Consider the following 14,026-nt stretch of genomic DNA (forward strand, 5'->3'; position numbering starts at 1 on the left):
GAGCGACGCCGTTAGAGCATTTTGCAGCCAGATGATTCCACCGGCTGCAAAATGCTCCAGAGATCGCAAGGGGACACGCGATGCCGGCCGCCAGCAGTCATGCCATTTCCGACAATTCTTTCGATGCCGCCGCGCGCGACGCCGTCTACGAGGCGATCTTCACGCGCCGCGACGTGCGCAGTCACTTCCTGCCCGAAACCATCGACGATAGCGTGCTTGCGCGGCTGCTGCTTGCCGCCCATCACGCGCCGTCGGTCGGCTACATGCAGCCGTGGAACTTCATCGTCATCCGCGACGCCAGGCGGCGGGAGCAGATCCGCGACCTGTTTCTAGACGCCCGCCGCCAGGAAGCCGAAAACATCGAGGGCGACAGGCAGGCGCTCTACCGCAAGCTGAAGCTCGAGGGCATCTGCGAAAGCCCCCTCAATCTCTGCATCACCTGCGACCGCAGCCGGTCCAAAAACTCGCCGCTCGGCCGCTGGCACAACCCCGAAATGGACCTCTACAGCACGGTCTGCGCAGTGCAGAATTTCTGGCTCGCGGCGCGCGCCGAAGGCATCGGCGTCGGCTGGGTCAGCATCCTGGACAGCGACGCGCTGAAATGCCTGCTCGGCATCCCCGGGCATGTCGTGCCGGTTGCCTATCTCTGCGTCGGGCGCGTCTCGGAGTTCGCGCCAAGACCCGATCTCGAAACGCATGGCTGGGGCAAGCGATTGCCGCTGCCGGATCTGATCATGAGCGAGATCTTCGGCGGCACCGGCGAACAGCGCCTCAAGCGTGCGGTGAACGCGACGCAATTTTCCGCAGCGGCGGTCAACCGCCCGGAAATTTAGTGCTGCTAGATCGCCGCACCGAACAGAAGCAGCGCCGCACCGAACGCGATCAGCGCCAGTCCCGGCCAGTTGCCGGCCAGACCGAGAAACCGAACACCGCGATGCTCCGGCTCCAGCGTGCCATCGCGCAGCCCGGGCGAACCGTTGGCGGTGCCGCTCAGCCGTCCGCGGTCGATCGCAGCCTTTGCCAGCAACAGCACGCCTGCGATGACCAGAAATGCGCCCAGCCAGATGACGGGCATCGTTGCCTCCCATCACATTTGCGGCATCCGCCGCTTTTTCGGTCATTTAGGGCGGACATCACCATGTTCCAGCCGCCCGCCGCCCCATAATGTCGCAAACTGGGAGGTTCTGATGCTGAAATCGTTGCGCGCCTGCGCTGCCGCGATGCTGTTTTTCCTGAGTGGGGCGCTGGCGCTTCAGGCTGCCGAACCGCCGCGCTCGGGAAACAAGGTGTTCGACCGCGCCGTCGAACTGGTGGTCAAGAATTTCCACGACGCCTCGGCGATGGACCGCTTCACGGAGGCGGTGCAGCGCGAGGTGCACGATCCGCGCACACCGGTGACCGCGACAAGCCAGGATGCGCGCGTCAACGCTGCAATCGGTACCGTGCTTGCCAGCCTCCAGGCTTCGCATACCGGCCACTTCCAGCCTGACACCATCGACTATTTCGAATTGGCCGACGTTTTCCGTTTCGCCATCCGCGACGATCTGCGGCGGCTGTTCCCGCCGGACGGCGATGTGCGTTATCCCGGCATCGGCATGGTGGCGCGGCAAGGCAACGGCCTGTGGTTCGTCAGCGATGTCTACGACGGCTCGCCTGCCGCACGCGCCGGCATTCTCACCGGCGACGAGATCATTTCCGTGGACGGCGCACCCTATCGCCAGATCGCCTCGTTCCGTGACAAGGTCGGCAAGCAGGTCGAAGTTAAACTGCGGCGCCGGCCCGATGCGGAACCGGTAACGCTCAAGGTCCAGGTCGAATCGTTGCGGCCGCTGCCGATGTTCGAGAAGGCGATCGCCGACAGCGCCACGCTGTTCGAACGCGACGGCCGCAAGATCGGCTACATCCGGCTGTGGACGCTCGCCGCCCGCAATTCGATGGGCGCCGTCGCCGAAGCGCTGGCCGAAGGCAAGCTCAAGGACGCGGACGGGCTGGTGCTCGACCTGCGCGGACGCTGGGGTGGCGGCAGTTCCGATGCGGCAGAGCTGTTCGTTGGCGACACGCCGCCGTTTCGGCTGGTCGACCGCGACGGCGAGACCATGTTTGCCAACGTGCGCTGGCGCCGGCCCGTGGTGGCGATTATCGATGAGGGTTCCCGCAGCGGGCTGGAGGTTTTCGCCTACGCGCTCAAGGTGAACAAGGTTCCGCTGGTCGGCGCCCGCTCGGCTGGCGCCCTGCTCGCAGGCCGCGCCTTCCTGCTGCCCGACGACAGCCTGCTGGAGATCGCAGTCTCCGACGCCATCATCGGCGACAATATCAGGCTGGAAGGCAGCGGCGTGCAGCCGGATATTCCGGTGCCTTTCAGCCTGCCCTATGCCGCGGGTGCGGACCCCCAGCGCGAAGCGGCGATCGAGGAGATGCGGCGGATTCTGGCGCGGGGATAAGCGGCAGGCAACGCGCCCGTCAGAATTCCCACGGTGAGATCAGCCTGAGACCGGTTGTACTGAAATCGCTGATGTTGCGCGTTGCCAGTCTACCGCCATTGATGTGTGCAATTGCCGCGATCATGCCGTCGGGCGCTGACATTGGCCTTCCCCGACGCGAAGCCATACCCATGATTTCGCCGTAGACGAGCGCCGCCTCTTCGGTCAGGCCGAATATGCGGTCAGCGAAACGCCGTCGCCAATCGGACAGCCCCAGTTCAAGCCGCTCCGCGCGCTGATCCGGCCGTATCTTTTGGATGCCAAAAGCGATCTCTGCGATTGTCACTGTCGGAAGGGCAAGTTCGGCATCGCTCCGGACGAGCCAAGCCATGACCGCGGCGTTGGGCGAACTCTTCAGAGTCTCGGAAACTACGTTCGTATCGAGAAAGATCAAAGATCGGGTCCCAAATGCACAGGGCGGCCCTCCTTAATGACCGCTTCAAGATCGATATCGGTGCTACTGCTTGCCGCCAATCGTGCATAAAAATCGGACGCGGGCTCACGCCCTGCCTCACGGATTTCATAGGATTCCAAAGCGCGCTCGACGACATCCGCTATCGAGCGGTTTTCGCGTCGGGCAAGCCTATGCGCAAGGTCGCGCGCCTTGGCGCTTCTGACTGAAAGCTGGGGTTCGGCCATGATGCTTCCTTCGCCCTTATTATAGAAAACTCACGAGCTGCCATCAAGGTGGCAAAAGATGGCCTGATGGCAGAGCGCTAACCACCTCGACATTGTCGATCAGGCGCACAGCGCCCAGCCACGCCGCAACCAACAGGCGCGCCGGCTTGTCCGCCCGTTCGAGCGGCTTCAGGTCGTCGTTGCCCCGCAGTTCGAGATATTCGACATCGTGGAAGCCGGCTTCGACGATTGCCGCTTTCGCCGCCTCGATGACCTGCCGGGCCGCACCGCCCGCCGACAATTTGCCCGCCGCATCGAAGAGAATTGCAGCCAGCCGTGGCGCAATCGTGCGCTCGGCCGCAGACAGGCGCGTGTTGCGGGACGACAAGGCCAATCCATCAGCTTCGCGAACTGTCGCGCAACCGACAATCTCGACAGGAATATCCAGATCCTTCGCCATGCGGCGCACAACATGCAACTGCTGGAAGTCCTTTTCGCCGAAGAATGCGACGTCGGCGCCGGTCTGCAGGAAGAGCTTTGCGACAACGGTGGCGACGCCGTCGAAATGGCCCGGTCGATAAGCGCCGCACAATCCCTCGCTGACGCCCGCCACGGAAACGGTGGTGGCGAAACCCTCGGGGTAAATCTCCTCGGCATCGGGAACATAAAGCAGATGCGCCCCGGTCGGCGCCAGCTTGGCCGCGTCTTCGTTTTCCGTGCGGGGATAGGCGGCAAGGTCGGCGGCACTGTTGAACTGCTTCGGGTTGACAAACAGGGTGACGATGACGCGGTCACTGCGGGCAAGAGCCGTCTCGACCAGGCTGAGATGTCCACGATGCAGGGCGCCCATGGTCGGCACGACGCCCACTTTGGCGCCATCCCACCGCCAGCCGGCAACAACCTTCCTCAGTTCCGACACGGTGCGAACGATCGGCACGCTCATGCGGCGGTCCCACGCCTGACGGTCTTCGGCACGTCGCCGAAGACATGCTCGGGGCCGGGAAACCGCCGCTCGCGCACTTCCTCTGCATAGGCAGCGATTGCCGCGTCGGCCTCGTTGCCCAACTCCGCATATCGCTTGACGAATTTCGGCCGGAATTCGGAGAACTGACCCAGCATGTCGTCGACCACCAGGATCTGGCCGTCGCAAGCTGCCGAAGCGCCGATGCCGATGGTCGGCACGGCGATCTTGCCGGTGATCGCGCGCGCCAGCGGCTCGGCGATCTTTTCCAGGACGACCGAAAACGCGCCGGCCTCAGTGGCCGCGACCGCATCGCGCAGGATCCGGTCGGCATCACCGCCCCGCCCCTGCACCTTGTAGCCGCCGAACACGTTGACCGACTGCGGCGTCAGCCCGACATGCGCCATCACCGGAATGCCGCGCCCGGTGAGGAAGCGGATCGTTCCGGCCATCGTCTCGCCACCTTCCAGCTTCACTGCCGCACAACCGGTCTCGGCCATCAGACGTGCGGCGTTGCGGAAAGCCTGCTCCGGGCTCTCCTCGTAGGAGCCGAACGGCATGTCGACCACCATCAGCGCGCGCTCGACGCCGCGGCGCACAGCCTTGCCGTGCATGATCATCATGTCGAGGGTGACACCGAGCGTCGACGGCAGACCGTGCAAGACCATGCCGACACTGTCGCCGACCAGCACGACATCGCAATGCCGGTCGACCAGCCGCGCCATCGGCGTCGTATAGGCGGTGAGACAGGCGATCGGCGCGCCGCCCTTGCGCTCGGCAATGTCGGGCGGGGTCAGGATCTTGACGTCCGCGGATGCACTCATCTCGCTTCTCCCTCAACGCACTTCGCGAATGTGTTGCACGATTTTTGTGCAGTGCGAAGAGAAAAACGGTTAGCCGGCCCGCATTTCCGGCCCGATGGCGGGTTGGCAGCACCAGCCTTCAAAACCGTCGCAAGCAGGCTTGACCTCAACCTTGGTTGAAGTCGTAGCGTCCCCTGAAACAGCGGCAAGGCAAGGCTCCGGAAGGAAAAGCGATGACCGAAACCCAGGGTGGACCGTCGTCCGTCTATCGCATCAACAAATTCACGGTTCCGACGGAAGAACGCGAAGAATTCCTAGACCTGCTCGAAAAGACCCATGCGGTCATGCGTGCGCAGCACGGGTTCGTGCGCGACCTCATCCTGGAACAGCAATCGGATCCGGACGTCTGCGACCTCTTTACACTGATCGAGCTTGCCGGCCCCGACGCCGTCAGCCGCGTCACGGCGGCCATAGCCGATCAGGACCGCGTGTTGGGGCTCGACCGCAAGGAGATTGTGTCGCGGTTGGGCATCAGGTCGTCGGCATGGCTGTTGAAGGCCGTGCAACTGTCCTAATGCCGGCTGCGATCCTTCAACAGTCCCTCCAGCAGGACGTTGAACGCCTTCACCGCCTTCTTCGAGGCAGACGGCGGATCATCGGCGTTGGCAATCCACAGCGCCGCATGCAACGACGCGCCGCTGATCAGCCTGGCGATGGCCTCGGGATCGACCTCGACCACCAATTTAGCATCGATCAGTTTCTGGAGACTGTCGGTCATCGAGCGGATGCAGGCGTTCTGCGACGGCCATTGCCAAGGATCGCCAAGCGTCGCCGGACCGTCGAGCAGCACGATGCGCTGGATCTCCGGCTCGAGCGCCATCTCGATATAGGCAGTGCATTCATCCACGAAACCTTGCCAGGGATTGCCGGCCATGGCCGAGACTTGGCGCAACCTTTCGGACATCTCACCGTCGATCTCGGCGATCACCGCTTCCAGCAATCCCTTCTTGTCGCCGAAGTGATGATACAGCGCGCCACGCGTCAGACCGGCGGCCGCCGTGAAGTCGTCCATCGACGCTTCGGCGTATCCGACCGTGCCGAAAGCCTGGCGACCGGAGGCGAGCAGCTTGGCTCTGGTCTCGGCAATCATCTCACTGCGGGGCTTGTGCGCCATATCTGTTCTTTCTTTTTGCATACGCCGCGTATATTAGTTGACATACGCGGCGTATGCAACTAACTCTAATCACATACGCCACGTATGTAAGTGGCGCTCCTCCCAGAATCCAGGAGTGCACTATGCACAACCCTTATCGTGAGATATTCAAGGCCCCGGGATCGAAGGGCTTTGCCGCAGCAGGCTTCATCGCCAGGCTGCCGGTCGCAATGGCGACGATCGGCACCGTCGCGATGATTTCTCAAACCCACGGCGAATACTGGCTGGCCGGCGCCGTTTCGGCCACCTTCGCGCTGACCAACGCCTTCGCCGCCCCGCAAATCTCCCGGCTGGTGGACCGTTACGGCCAGAGCCCGGTGCTGGTGCCCGCCGCGACGCTTTCCGTGGTGGCGTTTGCCGCTCTCATCCTCGCGGCGCATTTCCAGTGGCCGACCTGGACATTGTTCGTCACTGCCCTGGTTGCAGCCTCGATGCCCAGTATGCCGGCGATGGTCAGGGCGCGCTGGACCGAAATCTACCGAGACACGCCACAGCTCAACACCGCCTTCGCCTTCGAATCGGTCGCCGACGAGCTCGTGTACATCGCGGGCTCCAGCCTGGCGGTCGGGCTCAGCGTCTCGCTGTTCCCGGAGGCGGGCGTACTGGCCTCGACGCTTTTCCTCGCCGCCGGCTCGTTTGCCTTCATCCTGCAGAAATCGACGGAACCAAAGGTGCACCCGATTGAAAGAAGCGGCGGGCGCTCCGCGATCAACTTGCGTTCGGTACAGGTGATCACGTTCGCATTGGTCGCCATCGGCGCCATCTTCGGCACTGCCGAAGTGACCGTTATCGCCATGACCAAGGAACTTGGCCAGCCGGCGGCGGCGAGCTTCATCCTCGGCGGCTATGCCGTCGGTTCGCTGATTGTCGGCCTGATCTACGGCACGCTGAAGCTGAAGGCCCCGCTGGCGCACCAGTTCGCCGTTGCCGTCGCGATTGCAGCGGCGACCACGCTACCGCTGCTGTTCGTCAGTTCCATCCCGATGCTCGCGCTCACCCTGTTCATCAGCGGCGTCGCCATCTCGCCCACCTTCATCACCGCATTCGGCCTTATCGAGAGGCTTGTGCCTGCGGCAAAGCTCACCGAAGGCATCACCTGGGTGATGACCGGCATCGGCATCGGCATGGCCATCGGCTCGGCCGCCTCGGGCTGGACGATCGATCAGTTCGGCGCCAGCAGCGGCTTCTGGGTCTCAGTGATTGCAGGCGGCGTCGCGCTCACCACGGCGCTGGCCGGCAATTGCCGGCTGCGGCTGCCGCTCAAGGCATCGGAGGCCATGCCGGTTGCGGCCTGACATCCCGCCATCATCATGAGCCGCGCCTTCCCCGGCGCGGCTCGAAAAGACCGGGACCCTGAACGACAACAGCCCAAGGCCAAGGAGACCATAATGCGCATCTTCATTCTTGGCGGCACTGGCTCGATCGGCGCACCGGTGGTGCGGGAACTCGCGGCCACGGGCCATGATGTCATAGGACTTGCCCGCTCCGAACGCTCGGCGGCGCGGTTGGCCGAACTCGGCGCCACACCGCTTGCCGGCGACATCAGGCAGCCGGAAGAGTGGATCGAGAACATCCAGGCGGTCGATGCGGTGGTCCACGCCGCCAGCGACTTTTCCGACGAAATGGAAGCCGTCGATCGCCGGCTGCTCGATGTGCTCCTGCCGGCGCTCGGTGCGATGCCGCGCCGGCCGCGCTTTCTCTACACCGGCGGCTGCTGGCTCTACGGCGCAACCGGCGACAGCATCGCCACCGAGACCTCGCCGTTCGATCCCCTGCCCGCCTTCGCCTGGTCGGTGCCGATGATAGAACGGGTGCTCAAAGCGCCCGGGATCGAACCGCTCATCGTCCACCCGGCGATGGTCTACACCGCCGATAGCGGCGTCATTTCGGCTTTCGTCGAGGCGGCGCGAACCGGTCGCGCCATGCGGATCGTGGAGGGTGAACACGTGCGCTGGCCGCTCGTCCATGCCGACGACCTTGCATTGCTCTACCGCCTGGTTCTGGAACGCGGCGCGGCCGGCTCGGTATATCACGGCGCCGCGCAAGACGGCGCCCCGTCGGCGCGATCGCGCGGCGTTTCGGCGCGTCGACACCGCCCGAGATCGTCAGCGCCGACGCAATCGCGGCGGAACTGGGCGAATGGGCTCGCGGCTACGGTATCGACCAGCGCATGAGCGGCGATAAGGCAAGGCGCGAACTCGGCTGGCGGCCGGTCAACGAGGATATGCCGGCGAAGCTGGCCGAAGCGCTCTGACAGAATCCGACTATCTCCGCTTCCAAAAATGCAGGCGTCCTGGCAAGCGCCGGTCATGGCGAGGCTTCGTTTCGCCTGATACACTCAGCATGCAGGGGCTTTCCGATGCGCAACCCATACGGCGAAATCTTCCAGGCACCGGGCGCCAAGGCCTTTTCGGCCGCCGGCTTCGTCGCGCGCCTGCCGCTGGCGATGATGACGCTCGGCATCGTCACGATGCTGTCGGAGACGCATGGCGAATACTGGCTGGCCGGAGCGGTCGCTGCCACCTTCGCGCTTGCCAACGCGCTGATTGCGCCGCTGGTCTCGCGGCTTGTGGACCGTTACGGCCAGCGCCGCATCCTCATCCCCGCTACCTTGTTTAGCGTCGCGGCCCTGGCCGGCCTGATGCTCGCCACCCATTACAGGATGCCGGACTGGACGCTGTTCCTGTTTGCAATGTTGAGTGGAACGATGCCCAGCATGAGCGCGATGGTAAGAGCGCGCTGGACTGAGCTTTATCGCGGCACCCCGAAACTTCACACCGCCTTCGCATTCGAATCGGTCGCCGACGAGATGCTTTTCATGACCGGCCCCGTCCTGTCGATCGGGCTCAGCGTCACCGTATTCCCGGAAGCCGGGCCATTGCTCGGCACCATGTTCCTGGCCGTCGGCAATCTGCTCTTTGCCGCGCAGAAATCGACCGAACCGCCGGTTCAGCCGCAGGAGAAAAGCGGCGGACGCTCGGTCATCCGCCTGCGTGCGTTGCAGATCCTGGTGCTGACGCTGGTGGCCATAGGCGCCATCTTCGGCACGGCGGAAGTGACTGCGGTCGCCTTCGCCGAGGCGAAAGGGCATAAGGCCGCCGCCAGCCTGGTGCTGTCTAGCTATGCGGCCGGCTCGCTGATCGCCGGGCTCGCCTTCGGCGCGCTTAAACTCAGGCTTCCGCTTGCCAGGCAGCTGCTGGCGGCAATAGCACTGGCGGCAATCACCACCCTGCCGCTGCTCGTCGTCGGCAGCATCTCGGCACTGGCGGCGGTTTTCTTCGTCGCCGGCATCGCGGTTTCGCCCACCATCATCATCTCGATGGCGTTGATAGAGAAGCTGGCCCCATCTTCGAAACTGACCGAGGGCATGACATGGGCGATCACCGGGATCAGCATCGGCATGGCGGCCGGCTCGTCGGCATCCGGCTGGATGATCGACGCCTATGGCGCCGTCAGCGGTTTCTGGGTCGCCGTCGCAGCCGGGATGATTGCCCTGGTGATTGCGCTGGCCGGGCAGCGCAGCCTCTATAGGCCTTCGGCGAAGATGGCGGCTGCAACCTCACCGGCTGGTTCTTGAAGCCTCCGGCTCCCGGTTAGCTTTCGCCTACAGAATTTCGGTTCTGGCGATCCGGATTCCGAAGCCTTCGAGGCCGATATAGTGGCGCTCACGCGAGGCGATCAGGTTGATCGACGAAATGCCCAGATCTTTCAGAATCTGCGCTCCGAGGCCGATCTCGCGCCATTCGCTTTCGCGCCGGCGGGCTTCGGCATGGTCCTCGCGTTCGCCGGGCGCCGGACGGTTGCGGCCCTGATGGGCCACGCCGACCGACCCTTCGCGCAGGTAGACGATGACACCGCGCTTGCGCTCGCCCATCGTCTTCATCACGTCGTGCAACTGGTATTCGGTGCCGAAGACATCGGAGACGACATCTTCCTGATGCAGCCTCACCGGCACTTCCTCGCCGTCGCGGATGTCGCCGAAGACGATGGCCAGGTGGTGCATCACGTCCCAGGGCAGCGTGTAGGTGTAAGCCTTGGCCTTGCCGCCCGGGGTATCCATGTCGAAACATTCGACGCGCTCGATCAGCGTTTCCTGGCGCTGGCGGTAGGCGATGAGGTCGGCGACCGACACCTGCTTGAGCCCGTTCTTCTGTGCAAATGCCGTCACCTGGGGGCCGCGCATCACCGAGCCGTCGTCGTTGACCAGTTCGCAGATGACGCCGACAGGCGGCAGGCCGGCGAGCTTGCAAAGGTCAACCGCCGCCTCGGTATGGCCGGAGCGCATCAGCACCCCGCCTTCGCGGGCGACCAGAGGGAAAATATGGCCGGGACGCACGAAATCCGAGGCCCCGACATTGCCGTTAGCGAGGTTGCGCACGGTCAGCGTGCGGTCATCGGCCGAAATGCCTGTCGTGGTTCCGTGCTTGAAGTCGACGCTGACGGTGAATGCGGTGCTGTGCGGCGCATCATTGTCAGCGACCATCGGCGCGAGGTTGAGGCGCTTGGCCTCCTCGCGCGGCATCGGCGCACAGACGATGCCCGACGTATGGCGCACAATGAATGCCATCTTTTCGGGCGTGCAATGAACGGCGGCGACGATCAGGTCGCCTTCATTCTCGCGGCCGTCGTCGTCCATCACGACGACGATTTCGCCAGCCTCGAATGCGCGCAGGGCTTCGGCGATTTTCTTCTGGTCGTAGGGCATGATGCTCGCTTCGCTCATTGGAGCGAATAGGGAGTAGCGAATGGTGAGGAGAGAAATCCGCGCTATTCGCTATTTGCTATTCGCTAAGTTCTTCCCGTTTGTCCCCGGTGCCGCAGATAATGGTCGGCGATGGCGCAGGCAACCATCGCCTCGCCGATCGGCACGGCGCGGATGCCAACGCAAGGATCATGACGGCCCTTGGTCATCACGTCGACATTATTGCCGTCGACGTCGATCGACTGGCGTGGCGTCAAAATTGACGAGGTCGGCTTGACCGCAAAGCGCGCGATCACCGCCTGGCCGGTCGAGATGCCGCCCAGAATGCCGCCAGCATTGTTGGACAGGAAGATCGGCTTGCCGTCATTGCCCATGCGCATTTCGTCGGCATTCTGTTCGCCGGTGATCCTCGCCGCCTCGAAGCCGTTGCCGATCTCGACGCCCTTGACGGCGTTGATCGACATCACGTTCGACGCGATGTCCTGATCGAGCTTGGCATAGATCGGCGCGCCCAGCCCGGCCGGCACGCCTTCGGCAACGATCTCGATCACCGCTCCGACAGAGGAACCCGCCTTGCGGATGCCGTCGAGGTAATCGGCGAAAACCGCGACCGAAGCGCGATCCGGAGTGAAGAACGGGTTTTCGGCGTCGCCAATGAAATCCCAGTCCCAGTTGGCGCGGTCGATCGACTTTTCGCCCATCGAGATCAGCGCGCCGCGCACTGTCATGCCGGGCAGCACCTTGCGCGCCAGCGCGCCAGCGGCAACGCGCGCCGCAGTCTCGCGCGCCGACGACCTGCCGCCGCCGCGATGATCGCGGATGCCGTATTTCATATCGTAGGTATAGTCGGCGTGGCCCGGCCGGTACTGGCGGGCGATCTCGCCATAATCCTTGGAGCGCTGGTCGACATTCTCGATCAGCATCGAGACCGGCGTGCCGGTGGTGATCATGGTGACGCCGTCGTCATCCATGACGAAACCCGACAGCACTTTCACCTCGTCCGGCTCGCGGCGCTGCGTCACGAAACGCGACTGGCCGGGACGGCGCTTGTCGAGTTCGGCCTGGATGTCGTCGCGGGTGAAGCGGATCCCTGGCGGGCAGCCGTCGACGACGCAGCCCAGCGCGGCGCCATGGCTCTCGCCCCAGGTGGTGACACGGAACAGATGTCCGAACGTGTTATGCGACATGATGCGATGCCTGCCCCGCCCGGTCTCACCGGGATTTCGTGCAGCGTTCTATTGACGTTTTCAGCAAGGGTCAAACCAAACGCATGGTCCCGAAACCGGAATCGGCTTTCGGAAAGACCACGGCTCGACGTAAGCAAGAAGCCCGCCTGATGGCGGGCTTCCGGATATGCGTGGCCTTGGAGCGCCTACTTCGCCGCTGCCGAAACCGCGTCGAAGAAGACCATGTCGTCGATGGGCGCGGCGGAAGTCGGCTTCGACTGGGCGCCGAAGGTCACGATCACCACCTTCTTCGCCGGGTTGATGTAGATGTGCTGGCCAAAGATGCCGATCGCGCTGAAGGCGCCGTCGGCCTTCGAGGCTTCGGTCCAGGCCGGCCACCACATATAGCCGTAGTCGAGCGGCTTGCCGTCCTTCAGCGTCTTCGGGCTGCCGGCTTCGGCCACCCAGCCATCGGGGAGGATCGACTGGCCGTCGATGACGCCACCCTCGAGGAAGAACTGGCCGAAGCGGCCGTAGTCGCGCAGCGTGGCGCTGATGCCGCTGCCGCCGATCTCGCCGCCATCCGGCGAATCGAGCCACCAGTTGGCATCGGCCTCCATGCCTGCCTTGCTCCAGATCTTCTCTGACAGGTACTCGGCAACCGGCTTGCCTACCGCGCCGCGCACAATCTCGCCGGCTACCTGCGTTTCGCCGGTGCTGTAGGTATTGACCATGCCGGGCTCGGCTGCCCGCGGTAGCGCGGCCATCACGTCGAGTGCTGCGCCCGGCTTCTGCGATATCTGCGCCTTCAAGAGCTGGCGGCGGTCCGACGCCGGGTCGGTATAGGTTTCGTTCCACTTCACGCCCGACGACATCATCAGGATGTCGCGCACCGAGACGCCGTCATAGGCGGTGCCGGCGAGCCTTGGCACGTATTTCACCACCGGGTCCGAAAGGCTTCCGATGTGGCCATCCTTGATGGCTGCGCCGATCAGCGTGGACGTTATCGACTTGGCGACCGACATCGACATCCAGCGGGTCTTTTCGGTATTTCCGCGCTGGTAGAGTTCGAGCGCGACCTTGCCGTCCTTGAGCACCAGCAGGCCGGTGATGCCGTTGAGCGCGACATAGTCGTAGAGATCGTAGTTCTTCTCGCCTTCCTTGAATTTGATTTCCTTGAGCGGCTCGGCCGCTTGCGGCAGCGGGCTTACCTTGTCGCCATGCGCGATGGTGCGCGTCGGGAACAGACGGTCGATGTTGCGGAAGGTGTTGACCGCAAGATCCGGCATCAATGCGCCGTTATAGACCTGTTCCACCGTGCCTATCGGTTCCTCTGCATGCGGATAGGGGTTGTCGCCAGCTGCGCTCGCCGCGTTGGTCATCAAGGCCGTCATCAAGGTTGCCGCCAGTAGCGCGCCGCACCGACTCTTGTCCAAAACGCTAGCAAAACCGATGCCGGCCGTCGTTTCTTTTCTCCACCCAGTCACTTCTTTCAATCCTCCAGTTCACTCACGCAATGCGGTGAGCAAGGTGACGTTACGAGAGCCGGAAGACGGCGATCCACAAGGGTTTGTCCGACCAGCCGCGGGCTTCCGTTGGACCAGCCGGCGCGATGGGTGGAGACGGTGACAAATCGGGTGGACGATGGGTGGAAACAGTGACAGCCGCGCGGGCAGGCTGTCGGGAAAATCGCTATGCCAAGCCACATCCGCCCTTGAGAACCGTGGACGAAGGAAGGGTCGTTGTAGTTTTGACAAAATCGCGGTGCTACTCTTTCATTCACCCCGCCCGTCCAACGTGCCCCCCGCCAAGCGGAGCGAAAAGGAAAGAATGATGAAGCGTATACTGATTGGTGCCGCCGCCGTGCTGATGCTGTCTGGTGCCGCCATGGCCGCCGAAGCCGAGGGCCAGATCAAGTCGATCGACGCCGAGAAGCTGACCATCACGCTCAATGACGGCAAATCATACAAATTGCCCGGTGAATTCGACGTCACAGCCCTCAAGGAGGGCATGGACATCATCCTCGCCTACGACAAGGTGGGCGATGACAACCTGATCACCGACATGGAGCTGTCGCAGTAAG

General features: G+C 63.6%; 16 protein-coding genes. 7 read left to right on the forward strand and 9 right to left on the reverse strand.

Going from position 1 to position 14,026, the window contains the following annotated elements:
* Positions 1 to 80: 80 nt before the first annotated feature.
* A complete protein-coding gene (bluB, locus tag F3H98_RS23665; RefSeq protein ID WP_149762798.1) occupies positions 81 to 833 on the forward strand; it encodes a 5,6-dimethylbenzimidazole synthase in 753 nt (250 codons plus the stop codon).
* Between the two features lie 5 nt (positions 834 to 838).
* Here the strand turns inward: bluB and F3H98_RS23670 are convergent, their stop codons facing one another.
* The gene (locus F3H98_RS23670) at positions 839 to 1,075 is read right to left on the reverse strand and encodes a hypothetical protein (protein ID WP_149762799.1); all 237 of its coding nucleotides are present in this window, start codon (positions 1,073 to 1,075) and stop codon (positions 839 to 841) included.
* A gap of 145 nt (positions 1,076 to 1,220) precedes the next feature.
* On the opposite strand from F3H98_RS23670, the gene F3H98_RS23675 reads away from it, so the two are divergent.
* Positions 1,221 to 2,441: a S41 family peptidase gene (locus F3H98_RS23675; RefSeq protein ID WP_244621861.1), complete on the forward strand. Its 1,221-nt coding sequence runs from the start codon at positions 1,221 to 1,223 to the stop codon at positions 2,439 to 2,441.
* Positions 2,442 to 2,460: 19 nt separating this feature from the next.
* Here F3H98_RS23675 and F3H98_RS23680 read toward each other — a convergent pair whose 3' ends face one another.
* From F3H98_RS23680 to panB, 4 genes are read right to left on the reverse strand one after another with little or no spacing between them, the layout of a single operon-like run.
* Complete coding sequence (locus F3H98_RS23680) at positions 2,461 to 2,874, reverse strand: type II toxin-antitoxin system VapC family toxin (protein WP_149762801.1); 414 nt, start codon at positions 2,872 to 2,874, stop codon at positions 2,461 to 2,463.
* On the reverse strand, positions 2,871 to 3,119 hold the full coding sequence (locus F3H98_RS23685) for a type II toxin-antitoxin system VapB family antitoxin (RefSeq protein ID WP_149762802.1): 249 nt from the start codon (positions 3,117 to 3,119) through the stop codon (positions 2,871 to 2,873). Before F3H98_RS23685 ends, F3H98_RS23680 begins: the two co-directional genes overlap by 4 nt.
* Positions 3,120 to 3,162: 43 nt before the next feature.
* Positions 3,163 to 4,041 carry a pantoate--beta-alanine ligase gene (gene panC, locus F3H98_RS23690; protein WP_149762803.1) on the reverse strand — a complete coding sequence of 293 codons (879 nt, stop codon included), beginning with the start codon at positions 4,039 to 4,041 and terminating at the stop codon, positions 3,163 to 3,165.
* A complete protein-coding gene (panB, locus tag F3H98_RS23695; RefSeq protein WP_149762804.1) occupies positions 4,038 to 4,883 on the reverse strand; it encodes a 3-methyl-2-oxobutanoate hydroxymethyltransferase in 846 nt (281 codons plus the stop codon). Before panB ends, panC begins: the two co-directional genes overlap by 4 nt.
* Positions 4,884 to 5,095: 212 nt before the next feature.
* On the opposite strand from panB, the gene F3H98_RS23700 reads away from it, so the two are divergent.
* Positions 5,096 to 5,437 (forward strand): putative quinol monooxygenase, encoded by a 342-nt coding sequence (locus F3H98_RS23700; protein WP_149762805.1) that lies wholly within the window; start codon positions 5,096 to 5,098, stop codon positions 5,435 to 5,437.
* Here F3H98_RS23700 and F3H98_RS23705 read toward each other — a convergent pair.
* Positions 5,434 to 6,036, reverse strand: a complete 603-nt coding sequence (locus F3H98_RS23705) for a TetR/AcrR family transcriptional regulator (protein WP_149762806.1) — start codon at positions 6,034 to 6,036, stop codon at positions 5,434 to 5,436. The two genes, F3H98_RS23700 and F3H98_RS23705, sit on opposite strands and share 4 nt — an antisense overlap.
* A 122-nt stretch (positions 6,037 to 6,158) precedes the next feature.
* Between F3H98_RS23705 and F3H98_RS23710 the strand changes: the two genes are divergently transcribed.
* The 3 genes from F3H98_RS23710 (at position 6,159) to F3H98_RS23720 (ending at position 9,652) form a co-directional block, all read left to right on the forward strand.
* Positions 6,159 to 7,370 carry an MFS transporter gene (locus F3H98_RS23710; RefSeq protein WP_149762807.1) on the forward strand — a complete coding sequence of 404 codons (1,212 nt, stop codon included), beginning with the start codon at positions 6,159 to 6,161 and terminating at the stop codon, positions 7,368 to 7,370.
* Between the two features lie 93 nt (positions 7,371 to 7,463).
* Positions 7,464 to 8,249: an NAD-dependent epimerase/dehydratase family protein gene (locus tag F3H98_RS23715; RefSeq protein WP_188130536.1), complete on the forward strand. Its 786-nt coding sequence runs from the start codon at positions 7,464 to 7,466 to the stop codon at positions 8,247 to 8,249.
* 185 nt (positions 8,250 to 8,434) lie between these two features.
* The gene (locus F3H98_RS23720) at positions 8,435 to 9,652 is read left to right on the forward strand and encodes an MFS transporter (protein WP_149762809.1); all 1,218 of its coding nucleotides are present in this window, start codon (positions 8,435 to 8,437) and stop codon (positions 9,650 to 9,652) included.
* 27 nt (positions 9,653 to 9,679) lie between these two features.
* Here the strand turns inward: F3H98_RS23720 and ribB are convergent, their stop codons facing one another.
* From ribB to F3H98_RS23735, 3 genes are all read right to left on the reverse strand, one after another.
* A complete protein-coding gene (gene ribB / locus F3H98_RS23725) occupies positions 9,680 to 10,780 on the reverse strand; it encodes a 3,4-dihydroxy-2-butanone-4-phosphate synthase (protein ID WP_149762810.1) in 1,101 nt (366 codons plus the stop codon).
* Between the two features lie 83 nt (positions 10,781 to 10,863).
* On the reverse strand, positions 10,864 to 11,964 hold the full coding sequence (aroC, locus tag F3H98_RS23730; RefSeq protein ID WP_149762811.1) for a chorismate synthase: 1,101 nt from the start codon (positions 11,962 to 11,964) through the stop codon (positions 10,864 to 10,866).
* A gap of 185 nt (positions 11,965 to 12,149) precedes the next feature.
* Positions 12,150 to 13,337 (reverse strand): serine hydrolase domain-containing protein, encoded by a 1,188-nt coding sequence (locus F3H98_RS23735; RefSeq protein ID WP_149762812.1) that lies wholly within the window; start codon positions 13,335 to 13,337, stop codon positions 12,150 to 12,152.
* A 439-nt stretch (positions 13,338 to 13,776) separates the two neighbouring features.
* Between F3H98_RS23735 and F3H98_RS23740 the strand changes: the two genes are divergently transcribed.
* Positions 13,777 to 14,025, forward strand: coding sequence for a DUF1344 domain-containing protein (locus F3H98_RS23740; protein ID WP_149762837.1), 249 nt, complete (start codon positions 13,777 to 13,779; stop codon positions 14,023 to 14,025).
* Position 14,026: the final 1 nt, after the last annotated feature.

The organism is Neomesorhizobium albiziae (assembly GCF_900114255.1).
Classification (GTDB): domain Bacteria; phylum Pseudomonadota; class Alphaproteobacteria; order Rhizobiales; family Rhizobiaceae; genus Neomesorhizobium; species Neomesorhizobium albiziae.

Coding starts and splice junctions, on each gene's coding strand:
- F3H98_RS23715 (WP_188130536.1), top strand. CDS start 7,464: ATGCGCATCTTCATTCTTGGCGGCACTGGCTCGATCGGCGCACCGGTG.
- ribB (WP_149762810.1), bottom strand. CDS start 10,780: ATGCCCTACGACCAGAAGAAAATCGCCGAAGCCCTGCGCGCATTCGAG.
- F3H98_RS23670 (WP_149762799.1), bottom strand. CDS start 1,075: ATGCCCGTCATCTGGCTGGGCGCATTTCTGGTCATCGCAGGCGTGCTG.
- F3H98_RS23710 (WP_149762807.1), top strand. CDS start 6,159: ATGCACAACCCTTATCGTGAGATATTCAAGGCCCCGGGATCGAAGGGC.
- F3H98_RS23685 (WP_149762802.1), bottom strand. CDS start 3,119: ATGGCCGAACCCCAGCTTTCAGTCAGAAGCGCCAAGGCGCGCGACCTT.
- panC (WP_149762803.1), bottom strand. CDS start 4,041: ATGAGCGTGCCGATCGTTCGCACCGTGTCGGAACTGAGGAAGGTTGTT.
- F3H98_RS23720 (WP_149762809.1), top strand. CDS start 8,435: ATGCGCAACCCATACGGCGAAATCTTCCAGGCACCGGGCGCCAAGGCC.
- aroC (WP_149762811.1), bottom strand. CDS start 11,964: ATGTCGCATAACACGTTCGGACATCTGTTCCGTGTCACCACCTGGGGC.
- F3H98_RS23735 (WP_149762812.1), bottom strand. CDS start 13,337: ATGACGGCCTTGATGACCAACGCGGCGAGCGCAGCTGGCGACAACCCC.
- bluB (WP_149762798.1), top strand. CDS start 81: ATGCCGGCCGCCAGCAGTCATGCCATTTCCGACAATTCTTTCGATGCC.
- panB (WP_149762804.1), bottom strand. CDS start 4,883: ATGAGTGCATCCGCGGACGTCAAGATCCTGACCCCGCCCGACATTGCC.
- F3H98_RS23740 (WP_149762837.1), top strand. CDS start 13,777: ATGAAGCGTATACTGATTGGTGCCGCCGCCGTGCTGATGCTGTCTGGT.
- F3H98_RS23675 (WP_244621861.1), top strand. CDS start 1,221: ATGCTGTTTTTCCTGAGTGGGGCGCTGGCGCTTCAGGCTGCCGAACCG.
- F3H98_RS23705 (WP_149762806.1), bottom strand. CDS start 6,036: ATGGCGCACAAGCCCCGCAGTGAGATGATTGCCGAGACCAGAGCCAAG.
- F3H98_RS23700 (WP_149762805.1), top strand. CDS start 5,096: ATGACCGAAACCCAGGGTGGACCGTCGTCCGTCTATCGCATCAACAAA.